This is a genomic window from Bifidobacterium porcinum, from assembly GCF_055378475.1.
Genome location: NZ_AP029603.1, coordinates 339,555 through 354,125 on the forward strand (window position 1 = coordinate 339,555; position 14,571 = coordinate 354,125).

Annotated in this window: 8 protein-coding genes and 2 tRNA genes; 7 read left to right on the forward strand and 3 right to left on the reverse strand. The window is 60.7% G+C overall.

Annotated elements, in window-relative coordinates; genetic code table 11:
* Positions 1-541 precede the first annotated feature (541 nt).
* The 3 genes from ACZ41G_RS01340 to ACZ41G_RS01350 form a co-directional block, all read right to left on the reverse strand.
* A tRNA-Thr gene (locus tag ACZ41G_RS01340) sits at positions 542-614 on the reverse strand.
* Between the two features lie 161 nt (positions 615-775).
* Positions 776-856, reverse strand: a tRNA-Leu gene (locus ACZ41G_RS01345).
* 859 nt (positions 857-1,715) lie between these two features.
* Entirely contained in the window at positions 1,716-2,150 is a 435-nt protein-coding gene (locus tag ACZ41G_RS01350) for a hypothetical protein (protein WP_464145487.1), read from the reverse strand.
* 382 nt (positions 2,151-2,532) lie between these two features.
* On the opposite strand from ACZ41G_RS01350, the gene ACZ41G_RS01355 reads away from it, so the two are divergent.
* The 7 genes from ACZ41G_RS01355 (at position 2,533) to ACZ41G_RS01385 (ending at position 14,468) form a co-directional block, all read left to right on the forward strand.
* The gene (locus ACZ41G_RS01355; protein ID WP_464145488.1) at positions 2,533-3,774 is read left to right on the forward strand and encodes a mannose-1-phosphate guanylyltransferase; all 1,242 of its coding nucleotides are present in this window, start codon (positions 2,533-2,535) and stop codon (positions 3,772-3,774) included.
* A gap of 149 nt (positions 3,775-3,923) precedes the next feature.
* On the forward strand, positions 3,924-5,621 hold the full coding sequence (pgi, locus tag ACZ41G_RS01360; protein ID WP_015449853.1) for a glucose-6-phosphate isomerase: 1,698 nt from the start codon (positions 3,924-3,926) through the stop codon (positions 5,619-5,621).
* 634 nt (positions 5,622-6,255) lie between these two features.
* On the forward strand, positions 6,256-6,621 hold the full coding sequence (gene rplS, locus ACZ41G_RS01365) for a 50S ribosomal protein L19 (RefSeq protein ID WP_015449855.1): 366 nt from the start codon (positions 6,256-6,258) through the stop codon (positions 6,619-6,621).
* 541 nt (positions 6,622-7,162) lie between these two features.
* On the forward strand, positions 7,163-8,095 hold the full coding sequence (gene lepB, locus ACZ41G_RS01370) for a signal peptidase I (protein ID WP_464145490.1): 933 nt from the start codon (positions 7,163-7,165) through the stop codon (positions 8,093-8,095).
* Complete coding sequence (locus ACZ41G_RS01375) at positions 8,076-8,930, forward strand: ribonuclease HII (protein ID WP_464145492.1); 855 nt, start codon at positions 8,076-8,078, stop codon at positions 8,928-8,930. Before lepB ends, ACZ41G_RS01375 begins: the two co-directional genes overlap by 20 nt.
* A 172-nt stretch (positions 8,931-9,102) precedes the next feature.
* On the forward strand, positions 9,103-10,221 hold the full coding sequence (locus ACZ41G_RS01380; protein ID WP_412171383.1) for a LacI family DNA-binding transcriptional regulator: 1,119 nt from the start codon (positions 9,103-9,105) through the stop codon (positions 10,219-10,221).
* 479 nt (positions 10,222-10,700) lie between these two features.
* Positions 10,701-14,468, forward strand: coding sequence for a thiol reductant ABC exporter subunit CydD/CydC (locus ACZ41G_RS01385; protein ID WP_464145495.1), 3,768 nt, complete (start codon positions 10,701-10,703; stop codon positions 14,466-14,468).
* The last annotated feature ends 103 nt before the right edge of the window (positions 14,469-14,571 follow it).

The window sequence follows — 14,571 nt, forward strand, 5'->3', positions numbered from 1 at the left end:
AGGATTCGGCTGCGTCGGCGCGCGGGATGTGTCCGTCGTGCGGTGGGGAGACGCTGATTTGTTTCGGATGTGGCGTGCGGTGGGGTGCATGCTGCGGCGTGCGTGCGGGCGTGGTGGAATAAGTGACTGAGGCGTTGCTGTAGGCTGCGTTTTCAGTCGTATAGGAAAAAGTGGTGCTCATGATGTGACTGAGTCCTGACGACAGTAAGCGTGTCGTGAGGTGATTAATCGCGCGCTTATTCATCCCGGCATACCGGCGGTGCAGCACCACCCGACGCCGTCGCATGCTCGTCACCGGACACATCCGTTGTCCCTCAGCCCGATGCCTCGGTTCAGCTAATCACTCCACAAACTGGTTACGCTGGGAGAGGTGCTAGCGTAACCAGTTCGTGAAAAAACAATGATTGGCACACTCATTACCGTGCCGCCGCGCCAGACACACATTTTGTTATGCAACCCATTTCCCACGGCTTGGCGGATACCATTGCATGCGAAAACGGGATAAAACAAGAACGGCACGCCCAACGACGTGCCGTACCGGAGCCACTTGACAGAATCGAACTGTCGACCTGCTCATTACGAGTGAGCCGCTCTACCGACTGAGCTAAAGTGGCGTGTTGCCCGAGAAGCATACGCTCCTCGCGCACAAGTCCTTTACTATACCGGAACCTCCAGATATTGCAAAATCGACGGCGTTGTCGCACCAATTTCCCTTGGTATGAGCCCCAAGACAATCATCACAATCATTCTGCCGATGCCGGGGCACATACACCAGTGCGCGCGAAGGGACTTGAACCCTCACGACAAAGTCACAGGAACCTAAATCCTGCGCGTCTACCAATTCCGCCACGCGCGCGACCTGTCCAATGTACCACCGGGCCAAGCCAGCCGTATCAGACCGCAGGCAACCGCAGAATTCCAAGCGAAACACGCTGACGCACAACGGCACGGCGATTGGTGGAGCCCCCAAACCGCACAACATCCGAAAGCTCCGAAAGCACAATCAAAATCATGCCGATAACGGAAACTGCACGCCATGACGCAATGTGTTGCCCACGTTGTGCCCACAGTTTGCCCACGATTTCGGTCAGACGGCACGAGTCGCGCCCCGATTCCGGGGTCGTGGACGCGCAACCCATCCAGTCTTGCAACCCGCTTGCTGCAGCGCATCACACGCACTCAACACGACGCACTCCACGAATCCCTCTGCGCGCACAGCGAAACACACTCACCAATCACCACTGCAAACGATGGCGGTTGCGCTTCTACCCGCATCCTCGCATACCGACAGGATGCCGGCATTCACAAGGATAGAAACGTTGTCATCAACCGGTTGGTTACGCAATCATTTCGTAAAATTACCGTGAAATCAGCCTTCCATTCACGCAGCTAAAGCGCCGGGCGGGTATATTCATGATTGCGCGATTCATGCGCATCGCCGGATAATCCCGACGCATCCAACCATCATCAATCAAGAAAGGAAGGACAGACCATGACTGAGCAAATACTCAGAATGGATTCGACGCTCGCCGCGCTCGACCGACTTATGTCGGAAGACAGCGACAGCGACGACGATCATGAGGAGGCCTGAGAGCCTCCTCATTTTTTATCCAGTCTTTCTGGTCTTTCCAGCGCTTTCAGATCCCTGCGCTTTCAGATCCCTGCACTTTCAGCTTTCCCGTCTTTTGGCCTTTCCAGCCGTTTCAGTCATTGCTTCAGGCTTTTTGTCGAATACCCCTCATCTGCGGCGACACAACGGTCGGTCCGACGCCGGAACCGTAAACCGCATCCGGCAACGGCATGGTCAACCGCGTCTGAAGCCGCGCATCAAACCGCATCATCAATTCGTCTTTCACGGGCATACGCGCGATTGACAACTCCCCGGACCACACGGCAAACTCGGTTGCATCCCCTGCGGCCGGCAAGGACACGGGATACACTTCCGATGTCTCGACGTGCTTCGACTCATACCATTCGTTTCCGTATCCATTCCGCCTTGAGCGCCCGACGCCGATTGCCTGGACCGCATACCAAAGTCTCAATATCTCCCGTTCGAGCCGCGATGTTGAGAGATTGTTCGAAAAAGTCTCAACAAGTCGCGCAAACGGCAATTTAGACGAGATATTGAGATTTCTCGATGCGTCGAGCATGATGGTCAGTCGTGAAAAAGCCTGGAATTTCAACGATTCTTGACTGCTCGCCGTCTGTGATGCCGAGTGCGGAATCTCAATAAATCGGGAAAATCTGGATTCGCGAGGAGATATTGAGACTTTGTTCTGAAAATCTCGATGACATGGTGCAAATCGCCGAGATATTGAGATTTTTCCGTTCTGTGCGCGCTCCGTTCTGTGTGCATTCCGTTCTGCGACATTCCATCTTCTCGGATTTCGTCCCCTCGAACATTCCTCCTTCGGATATCGCGCCCCCGGCCTCACAACATGCCAGAAGTTCGTGATTGGAAGCACACGTCATCAGCATCGCAGTATTTCTATACCGCATTCCTGTGCCATACGCTTGTGCCACAATGGAGCCATGAGCAGCATGATCGACGCGAATGCACAGAATGCACAGCACGGTGAACCGCAAGATACTCCGGGCGTGGCGACGGAACGGCAGGAGCCGCAGTCGCTGAGTGGGCGCGCGGAAGCGAATGAAAACCAGGATTTCTACGCGGTGATTCCCGCCGGCGGCACGGGAACCCGCCTGTGGCCGCTGAGCCGCGAGGCCAAACCGAAATTCCTCTACGACCTGCTCGGCCAGGGTCGCACACTGATCCAATCCACCTACGACCGGCTGGAACGTGTTGCGGGGCGGGGCCATGTCACGGTGAGTACGGGTTGGCGGCATGTCGCGGCCATCCGCGAGCAGCTGCCGCAACTTGACGACAACGACATCTTCGCCGAACCGGTGCCGCGTGATTCCACCGCCGCGATCTGCCTCGCCGCCGCCGTGTTGGCTCGCCGTCACGGGGAGCGTGTCGTGGTGGGGTCGTTCGCCGCGGACCATGTGATTCGTGGCGCGGCCTCCTTCGCCCGCGCAGTCCGTGAGGCCGTCGCCACGGCGCGCGCCGGCTATGTGACGACCATCGGCATCGCCGCCTCCCGCCCGTCCACGGCGTTCGGCTACATCCATCAGGGCCGTTCCCTGGCCGCGGACGTGCCCGAAGCCCCGAGCGCACGGCTGGTCGAGCGGTTTGTCGAGAAACCTGATGCCGCGACCGCCCAGGCCTACTTGTCCACCGGCGAATACCGTTGGAACGCCGGCATGTTCGTGATGCGCGCGGATGTGTTGCTCGGCCACTTGCGTGAATACAAGCCGCGTATGTACGACGCGATTTCAGCTATCGCGGACGCGTACCTTGCCGGCGGCGATGCGGTCGACGAGGCAATGGCGACTCACTGGTCGGGCATCGAGAAAATCGCATTCGATTACGCGGTCGCCGAACCGCTGAGCGTGCAGGGCGGCGTGGCGATGATCCCGGGTGATTTCGGTTGGGATGATATCGGCGATTTCAATTCCGTTGCCGCGTTGCTGCCGAGCGCGAACCAGCAGAACATCAAGATTCTCGGAGATCGCGAAAACGTGTCCTATATCGATTCCGCCGGCGATGTGGTGGTGCCCGCCGCAGGGCGAACGATTGCATTGCTCGGCGTGAACGACATGGTCGTGGTCGACACGCCGGATGCTTTGCTCGTTGCGCCGCGTGCACGCAGCCAGGAAGTCAAGAATATGGTGGCGCATCTGCGACAGGAAGGCCGTGACGAGCTGCTGTGACCGGCTTCGCCGGGACGGCACCGAGGACTGTCCAGTTCTGTCCTATTTTGTGAGTATCTTGTCACATGGAAGCAAACGATGTCATTCCGCGTCGCGTGCCTGCCACGCATGCGGGAAGATATCGCTTCGATTATGAAGAAAGGACCAATATGGCCATCAATCCGCCAGTTGACGCCACCAAGACTCCTGAGTGGGCTGCCCTGCAGAAGCACTATGACGAGCTGCAGAACGAAGGCATCAGCCTCAAGAAGTGGTTCGCCGAGGATCCGAGCCGTGTGGACCAGCTGAGCTTCGATGCCGGCGACCTGCACTTCGATCTGTCCAAGAACCTGATCAAGCCGGAAACCCTGAAGCTGTTCGCAGACCTCGCCAAGGCCGTCAAGCTTGATGAGCGCACCAAGGCCATGTACACCGGCGTGCACATCAACAACACCGAAGATCGCGCCGTGCTGCACACCGCGCTGCGTCGCCCGGTCGAAGATGAAGGCAAGTACATCGTCGACGGCCAGGATGTCGTCAAGGACGTGCGCGACACACTCGATCGCATCTACGCCTTCGCTGACAAGGTCCGTTCCGGTGAGTGGAAGGGCGTCACCGGCAAGAAGATTGAAACCGTGGTCAACATCGGCATCGGCGGTTCCGACCTGGGTCCCGTCATGGTGTACGAAGCGCTCAAGCCGTACGCTGACGCCGGCATCTCCGCACGCTACATCTCCAACATCGACCCGAACGATCTGGCCGAGAAGACCAAGGGCCTCGACCCGGAGACCACCCTGTTCATCATCGTCTCCAAGACCTTCACCACGCTTGAGACCTTGACCAACGCCCGTGAAGCCCGCACCTGGCTGCTCGAAGAGCTCAAGGCCAAGGGCGCCATCGACGGCTCCGACGCGCAGAACGCCGACGCCATCAAGAAGCACTTCGTCGCCGTCTCCACCAACCTGGAGAAGGTCGAGGAGTTCGGCATCGACCCGTCCAACGCATTCGGCTTCTGGAACTGGGTCGGCGGCCGTTACTCCGTGGATTCCGCTGTCGGCACCTCCCTCGCCGTGGTCTTCGGCCCGGCCCGCTTCGAGGAGTTCCTGCACGGCTTCCATGAGATCGACGAGTACTTTGCCAACACTCCGTTCGACAAGAACGTGGTCGTGCTGCTCGGCATGCTCAACGTGTGGTACCGCAACTTCTTCCATGCCGCATCGCACGCGGTGCTCCCGTACGACCAGTATCTGCACCGCTTCCCGGCGTACCTGCAGCAGCTGACCATGGAATCCAACGGCAAGTCCGTGCGTTGGGATGGCACCCCGGTCACCTCCGACACCGGCGAGATCTTCTGGGGCGAGCCGGGCACCAACGGCCAGCACGCCTTCTACCAGCTGATCCACCAGGGCACGCAGCTGATTCCTGCCGACTTCATCGCGTTCGTCAACACCCCGAACCCGACCAAGGACGGCGACCAGGACGTGCACGAGCTGTTCCTGGGCAACTTCCTCGCGCAGACCAAGGCGCTCGCGTTCGGCAAGACCGCTGACGAGGTGCGCGCTGAGGGCACGCCTGAGGACATCGTCCCGGCCCGCGTGTTCACCGGCAACCGCCCGACCACGTCGATCTTCGGCGTGGCACTGACCCCGTTCTCGCTCGGCGAGCTGATCGCCCTGTACGAGCACATCACCTTCGTCGAAGGCACGGTGTGGGGCTTGGACTCCTACGATCAGTGGGGCGTCGAGCTCGGCAAGCAGCTGGCCAAGCAGATCACCCCGGCGATTTCCAAGGACGACGACGCGCTCGCCGCCCAGGACGCTTCCACCCAGGGCCTGATCAAGTTCTACCGCGCCAACCGCGAGTTCTGATTCGCTGCGCGGTGTACGGCGGCCAGGACGTAGCCTGACCTGCCGGTAGATCAAGCCAACAGGATCCCGCCATCCGTTACCGTTACGGATGGCGGGATTTTTGTGTTGGTGGGGTCTGTTCGGTGGGGGTCTGTGTGCGTATCTGCTCGTGGTGTGACTGCCGGGTTGCGCGGCGGCGGGGTATCGGCTGCATCCGGATTGGTCGGTGGGAGTATCCGCCTGCGGTGCGACTGGCAGGTCGCATGGCAAGCGGATACCAGCTACCGCGACGAGTCAGTCGACCCCTGATGCCACTGACACGCCTGATGTCCCAGGCACGCCCGATGACCGAGCCGTCGTCATGTCCGCGCAGCCACAGTCTGTACGCCCCAGTCTGCATGTGTCACAATCCGCACGTCCCCAGTCCGCACGTCACAGTAAAATGAACCTCTGATATGCCGAAAAACGGGACGCCGCATAATCCCGTCTTTCTTTGGGTCCAGCCGGAACACTTACGTGGTGGCAACGCCATGATTCCGGCGGATTGGCACCCTTCGCAGGCGAACCTGCGAAGACATTTCAGCTGAACGGAATCCCGAAGGGGACCGTGCAGCCCCGACCAATCGTCGGTATGCGGCGGCGATGGAGGAACATCATGGTTAATGCCATCGAAGCATTCGATGCCAAGCATCTTAAGCCGGCGGAGGAAATCCCTGCGTTCCGTCCTGGCGACACCGTCGAGGTCAACGTCAAGATCAAGGAAGGCAACAACTCCCGTCTGCAGGCGTTCACCGGCGTGGTGATCGCTCGTCAGGGTGCTGGTGTGCGCGAGACCTTCGTGGTGCGCAAGATCAGCTTCGGCGTGGGTGTCGAGCGTCGTTTCCCGCTGCACTCCCCGTCGATCGATTCGATCAAGCTGGTGCGCAAGGGCCGTGTGCGTCGTGCGAAGCTGTACTACCTGCGTTCGCTGCGCGGCAAGGCTGCTCGTATCGTCGAGCGTCGCGACAACAGCGAGAAGTGAGTTTCGCGCTCATCGCATGAACAGGACAGCCCGGCGACCAGTAACGGTCGTCGGGCTGTCTGCGTTTCAAACAGTGCGGACGGCGCGGGCGTGGCGGATGTACTGGCGGTCCGTGCCGCTTGTGGCAGCATGGATTTGCAATGCCGGGACATTCCGTAGCAAACCGCAAATCGGAACCGTCGTGGAGTATGGACTTGGTTTTCGACCGTCCGATAAGTCCTCGCTTGCGGAGAATCGGCGGGTACGAGCAGACGTGCTGGTAACGTATGCGACAGCACCGGTCAAGCTGGGGTGGCGATAGCATGGTCGAGCCAATACGGTGAGCGACCGACAGTACTGCCCGACGGCGGCACCGACGGCGAGCGGCTGACAGCACGACCTGCGGACGCTCCGGTAGGGTGTGCTGTCAACGCGATCTGGCGGACGTTTGGCATCCTCCCGGCGTGCTCCGGCGGTGCGTTACGGCAAGATGCCCCGGCATCGCACCCGGCACGGTGCCTGACAAGGCTTCGCCGACAGCAGGTCGGCAGATGGGAGAATCATGACGCAGCAGATGTCTCGGTCGTCAAGCGACCAGCGCGGTGACGCGGATTCCCACATCCTTTCAGTCGCCGAACGCGGCATCGATCCCGCCCCTGTCACCGCAACGACACAAGCCGCCGCAACGACAACAGCCTCGGCATCATCACAACCCTCGGCTTCCTCCCAGACTTTCTTCCAAGATTTCTCCCCGGAGTTTTCCCCAGCGAACGCCCCAGATGATGTATCATCCCGACACGCCCGGCACGCAGCGCGCGCAGCCCATGCGGCCCACGCGTCCGGCTCGTCGTCCCGCGGCGGTGTCCCTCGACGCTCTGCAAGCGCATCGTCAACCTCCGAGAACGCCCGCGAATGGCTGCTGTGGTGTGGTATTCCGGTACTGATCGTGCTGCTCCTGCGCGTGTTCCTGTTCGGTTTCTATGTGATTCCTTCAGGCTCTATGCTGGACACCATCGAAATCAACGACCGGGTCATCACCACGAAACTTGCGCCTGACCTCATCAAGTTGCAGCGCGGCGACATCGTGGTGTTCAAAGACCCTGCCAACTGGCTGCAATCCGAGTCATCGATGGGCGGCGATAACCTGATCAAACGGCTTATCGGCCTGCCGGGCGATACCGTGGCATGCGCTGGCGCCGGCCAGCCGGTGACCATCAATGGCGTGGCCATCGATGAAAGCTCGTATCTCAAACCCGGCGTGCAACCCAGCGATTTCGCCTTCAACGTCACTGTGACCGAGGACCATATTTTCGTGCTTGGCGACAATCGCGCCAATTCCGCGGATTCCCGCTATCACCAGGATGATGGGTCGAACGGTCTCGTCCCGATCAGCGATGTGCTCGGCGTGGCGATTGTGCGCAACTGGCCGCTCAACCGCATCGGCAGACTAGATTCCCATCACGAGGTGTTCGCGAATGTCCCCAATCCAGCATGACGAGTCCAGCAGTCCGCAAGACACCGCTCATACCGCACACACAGCGAATGCCGTCCAGCCTGTGCGCACCGCAACGGCAGCGCACACTGCGCGCAGCAATCGACGCACCGGTCAACGTAGTACGACACACGTTCGCCCGGTTCCCACACTCGAGCTGGAACGCACCCTGGCCGCCCAAGGCTACGATGTGATTGTCGGATTCGATGAGGTTGGCCGAGGCTCCCTCGCCGGCCCGGTGATGGTCGGCGCCGCCGCGATTTGGGCGCGTGACTTGCCGACATTGACGGTGCCTGAAGGGGTCGCGGACTCCAAAATGCTGACGGAACACCGCAGGGAGGCGATATTCCACCCGTTGCGCCGGTGGTGTGCCTCAAGCGCGGTCGGTCAGGCGAGCAATACCGAGATCGACGAATGGGGCATCACCTATGCGCTCGGTGTAGCCGCCCTGCGTGCGTTGGACGAGCTGGAACGCCAGCTTGGTATCGGCAGCGCGACACAGACGCCCCAAAGCGCCATCCGCGTCGGCGGGATTCTCGACGGTCCCAACGATTACATCACCGCCGCTCTTGGCACCTTCGACGCGCCGGACGTTCCGGTGCCCGCCCACATCATCACGAAAGTCAAAGGCGATCAGCACTGTGCCACGGTTGCCACGGCGGCGGTCATCGCGAAAGTCACCAGGGACCATCTGATGGTGGATATCGCCAAGGGAAATCCGGCGTATGAGCCATACGGTTGGGCGCGCAACAAAGGGTACGGCTCGCAGGTGCATCGCGACGCGATCGCAAAGTATGGGCCGACGCCCTTGCACCGGTTGAGTTGGCATCTGGTCTGAATACGGACAATTCAGCCGTGTGACAATCCAGCCGGGGGTGCCAGCTGGATTGGCGCCAGCTGGGGGCCGGCCCACCCGGGTTGATGCCACCACCCGCATATCAACCGGATTGGCTACACCAGCCAGATAGGCACCAGCAGCATCAACACCATGAGGAAAGGAGACGAATTCGATGGAACACCATACCCGCGCCGCCCGTCCGTCAATGAAGGATGTGGCTGCGCTGGCGGGAGTCAGCTATCAGACCGTCTCCCGTGTGATCAACCATTCGCCCGACGTGTCAGTTGACACGCGCAATCGTGTGCGCCAAGCCATCCAGCGGCTCGGCTATCGCCCCAGCAATTCCGCGCGAGCCCTCGCATCGAGCCGTTCCCGCATCATCGGCGTGATTATGGGAGGCGACCAGTTCCATGGCGAGGTGCAGACCTTGCAAGCGATTGAAGCTGCCGCACGGTCTCGCGGCCTGTTCGTCGCCGTGTCGATGATTCGCAAGGCCATGTGTTCGCAAAACGATTTCAACCATCTGTGCGATGGCTTCGACGAACTCAACGTGGACGCGTTCATCATGATGGTGCCGACGGATGTCCTGTTCACTGCGGCGTGTCGTGCCCCGGTCACTAGGCCGCGGATATTGCTGACGGCGACACACGGCGGAACCAGCATTAGCACCGGGCTGAGCATGATTCATGACGAAGCCCAGCGTGATCGGACGGCGGTCGTGGGCATCGACCAATGGGGAGCCATGGACCGGCTGCTCAGCATGATCGCCGGCTATGGGCACCGCACGGCCTTGTATATCGCAGGGCCTTCTCAGTGGCGTGATGCGACGACACGGCTCGAAGCGTGGCGTGAACTGTCCGCGCAATACGCGATTTCCTCGAATGTGGTGCGATGCCGCTCTTGGCAGTCCGATGAAGCGTACGCGCAAATGAACCATGTGCTGGAATACTTCGGCTCATCAGGCGCCAAACTGCCGACGGTGATTGTCACGGCAAGTGACGCTCAGGCCATCGGCGTGGCCCGTGCGTTGCGTGAGCACGATATTCGCATTCCGCAGGACGTCAGTTTGGCCGGTTTTGATGACATTGCGGTGGCCAGCGATACGTTCCCGCCGTTGACGACGATTCGTCCGGACTACAGCCAGCTTGGCGTTGCCGCGATGCGTGAGGCGCTGTTCCTGATGGGGGAGGGGTCGGAACCTGGCTATCCGGTCTCCACGTATGGTGTCGGCCAGGTTGAGGCGAAAGTCGTCAAACGCTCCTCACTGGCGGGCGTATCGCTGGGACGGTGACTGTCCGCTCAGTTGCGAAACACCGGAGCCGGAAGCGGAGAGCCGGGAGTGGTTGGAGCCAGAACAAGCGCATCCGCCAGTTTTGCGGTTCCGCTCGCCTTCGCACGGGATGACGCGGGATTATGGAGTATTGGTCGCGGTTTGCGAAAACTCTGGTGGATGCCGAGACAATCAGCTACAATACCCCCATTGTGATCGTGACCGTATGCGGTTGGCATGCAGCGTCTAGGATCGTCTGAATCCCAAGTTTTCAGGCCTTCACAGCATGGTGTCCCCATCATGCGCGGACCGCTCCGCCGGCTGCCGGACGCATCGACCGTCACCGGACGGTGTCGACCAACCCCGTTGCCGTGCGACCGCTACGAAGCGGACAACACGGCAGGCAGGCGGCGAAGCCCCCGGCGCAGGCCGCTCAGCTCCAGGTCAACGGGTCCAGTGAGATGTTGTCATGTGATTCGCGTACGCGGAAAGGGGTCGGCATGTTCGATAAGCGGCTGTTTTCGTTGACGCCGGGCATCAAGCGCCTGGTGGCTGCGAAGGTGGTATGCCTATGGGTGTCGCTGTTGGCGGATATCGGATTCGCCTATGTTCTGGTTGGTCTGCTCGGCAACATCCTCGGGTATGTCGAGCCGCTTGACGCGTCCAAATGCACCCAGCTCAACGCGATCGGCAGGTGCCTCAACCCTGCGCAGACACAGGGCGATTCGGCGCTCGAATCCGGCAAACACGCCCTGTCGGCGTACCCGGACAATTACGGCATGTTCATCCTGTTCATCGCCGTCATCGTCGTCGTGAAATACGTGGCCACCCGCTGCTCCGCCTATTTCGGCACCCGCGCCAGCGAAAGCGTCAAACTTGCCCTGCGTGAGAAGCTGTACCGCAAAATGCTGCAACTGGGTCCCTCCTACGCCCAGCGCGTGCGCACCTCCGACGTGGTCCAGTCCGCAGGCGAGGGCATTGAGCAAATCCAAAGCTTCTTCGAACTGTTCCTTCCGCAACTGTTCTATTCGATTCTCGCGCCGATCACCCTGTTCATCTTCGTTGTCCCCGTCAATTGGCCTGCCGCGCTGGTGCTGCTGGTGTGCGCTCCGCTGATTGTCATCATCGTGGGGCTGGTCGCGATGAGCGCCTCCCGCGTGTTCAAGAAGTACTGGGGCAAGTACACGGATATGGGCGCTGCGTTCCTTGACGATCTGCAGGGCTTGGAAACGCTGAAAACCTTCGATGCCGACGGGCGTGCGGCCGAGGACATGAACCGCAAGGCCGAGGAATTCCGCGTGATGACCATGCGTGTGCTGCAAATCCAGTTGCGCTCGCTGTCGGCGATGGACCTGGTGGCGTACGGTGGCACCGCGGCCGGTATCGGCGTGGCGATTTGGCAGTTCATGATCGGCCAGATCTGGCTGCCGGCTGCCCTGGTGGTCGCGCTGCTGTCGGCGAGTTTCTTCCTGCCGTTGCGCCAGTTGGGGTCGTATTTCCATGTGGCGATGAACGGCATGACATCCACGAAGCGCATTTTCGCGCTGCTGGATGCCCCGGTGCCGCATCACGGCAGCATTCGTCTGCCTTCTGTCGCGGATTCCGTGTCGGTGACTTTCGACCATGTCGGATTCGCCTACGGCTCTGGCGATGACAAGAAAATTGCTCTGCATGATGTTGATTTCTCCGCGCAGCCGGGCCAGTTGACGGCCATTGTCGGCGTGTCTGGGTCTGGTAAGTCCACGGCCGCCGGTCTGCTGGGCGGCTCGTTGGTCGGCTATGACGGCTCGATTCGTCTCGGTTATTCTCTGCTCGGCACATCCGCGGATGTGGAACTGAGTGATGTTGCGGAGCAGTCGTTGACGGGCGCGGTCACGGTCGTCAGCGCCCGCAGCCACTTGTTCGCCGGCACACTGCGTCAGAATCTGGTGATGGCCAAGCCAGGCGCCACGGACAACGACCTGTGGGTCGCGCTGCATCAGGCGCGTATCGATGATTTCGTGTGCGCCCAGCCAGGCGGTCTTGATATGAAAATCGAGCAGGATGCGGCGAATCTGTCAGGCGGCCAGCGCCAGCGCTTCGCGATTGCCCGCGCCTTGCTGCGTGACAGCGCGATCTATGTGTTCGATGAGGCAACCAGCAGTGTAGACGTGGAAAGCGAGAACCGTATTCTCGCTACCATCCGCGATCTGGCGGACCGCAAAACGGTGCTGATGATTACGCATCGTGTTGCGAATGCGGTGCTCGCCGACCAGATTGTGGTATTCGACCACGGTACGGTCGCCCAGACTGGCCAGCATGATGCGCTGGTGGTCGCTGATGGCGTGTACGCGAAACTGTTCCGGGCACAAGCGGTGTTCGAGCATGTCTCCCACCGTGATGACGCCCGAATGATGGTCGGTAGCGAGCAGATGCGCCAGCTGGCGGGTACGGGCAGCCGTGCCGCGGCATCTGGTGCTTCCGCCCTGTCTATGGGCGACACGTCTCAATCGACCTCTCAATCGGCGGCTGAGTCGGTATCCGCGGCTTCGTCAACGGATACGGTGGCGAATGCCAACAGCGCCGACACCAGCTCGGATGACGACCCGGGAACCGCCTCCGCTGCCGGTGACACGCCAGGCAAGCGCTCCGGCTCAATGTCGTTGATCGGCCGTCTGCTTGGCGAAGTCCGGCCGTTGAGCCTGTACATGGTCCAAGCATGCCTGTACGGCACCATCGGCCATCTATCGGCGACATTCCTGCCGGTGTTCGGCGTGTGCGCCCTGTTCGCTCATCTCGGTCATCCGGTGTGGGGGCTGTCGTCCCGCACCGCGGTGATCTGCATGGTCGTGTGCGGTGTGTTGCGCGGTATCATGCGGTACGCGGAACAGTATATGAACCATAATGTCGCGTTCCGCCTGCTGGCGCTGTTCCGGTCCAAGGCCTTTGCCGCGCTGCGCAGACTGGCTCCTGCCAAGCTTGCCGGCAAGGGCAAGGGCGATTTGATTTCGCTGATCACCACTGATGTCGAATTGCTGGAGATCTTCTTCGCGCACACGATTTCGCCGGTTGTCATCTCCGTGGTGACCACGGTGGTGTTCGCGGTCGCGGCCTTCACACTCGACCCGTGGTTCGCGTTGCTGCTGGTCGTCTCTCATCTGATTGTCGGCGTGTTGCTTCCCCGCCGTTTCGCGGCGAGCGTGCGTACGCTTGGCCCGAAGATTCGCAAGTATTCCGCGCAACTTGACGATGTCATGCTTGACGATATGCACGGTCTGGACGAAATCATCCGGTTCGGGCAGGGCAGTAAGCGGCTGGGCAACATCGTCTCAAGAACCCGCCGCCTGTGGTCGGAACGCTCCCGTCTGAGCCGCCGTACCGGTCGTTTTACTGCAATCGGCGGTCTGCTGGTTATCGCAGCCACGGTGGGCGCGGTCATGGTCGCCTTGCGTGTGTCGCAGGGCAATCCGTTCTCCATCCCGAATGCGGTGGTCGCCGTGGTGTTGATTGCCAGCTCGTTCGGCCCGACCCTCGCCTTGAGCGCGCTTCCGGCGAATCTGACGCAGACCTTCGCCTCCGCGAGACGTCTGTTCGCCCTCCTTGACGAGCAGCCGGCGGTTGTGGAGACGGGAACCGACAAACCTGAGTATGACGGCATGTCGTTCGAACATGTGGACTTCTCCTACCGTCCCGACCAGCCGATTCTGTGCAACTTGTCCTTGGCTGTTCCCAAGACCGGTATTTTGGGGATCCAAGGGCCGTCCGGACGCGGCAAGTCAACGGTGCTGAAACTGTTGATGCGCTATTGGGATCCGAAGCGCGGCCAAGTCCGCTTCTCCGGCGTGCCCCTTCCGCAGGTGGATGCGGCTTATCGTCGTCGTGTACAAACCATGATGAGCCAGGAGACATATCTGTTCGACGGGTCGATTGCGCAGAATCTGCGCATCGCCGACGAACATGCGAGCGACGAGCAGCTGCGTGAGGCGTTGCGCAAGGCTTCTGTGCTGGATCTGGTCGATTCGCTGTCTGACGGGCTCGATACGCAGGTCGGGGAGCTTGGCGGGCGCCTGTCCGAAGGCGAACGGCAGCGCATCGGCTTGGCACGCGTCTTCCTGCGCAAGGCGGACTTGGTGCTATTCGATGAGCCGACCAGTCGTCTGGACGCCTTGAACGAGGCGGTGATTCTCACGTCAATCAACCAGATGGCCGCCGAACGTGACGTCGCCATCGTGCTGGTCTCGCATCGGCAGTCGACGATGCGTGTCGCCGACGTGGTTGTGCGGGTCTGATGTCGATCGGACGGCGTCAATCCACTGGCGCCGTCCGCCAAAGTCCGCCTAGGTTCGTCTAGGTCCGTCAATCAGCTGTCGTCCATCTCCCGCACCCATCGTC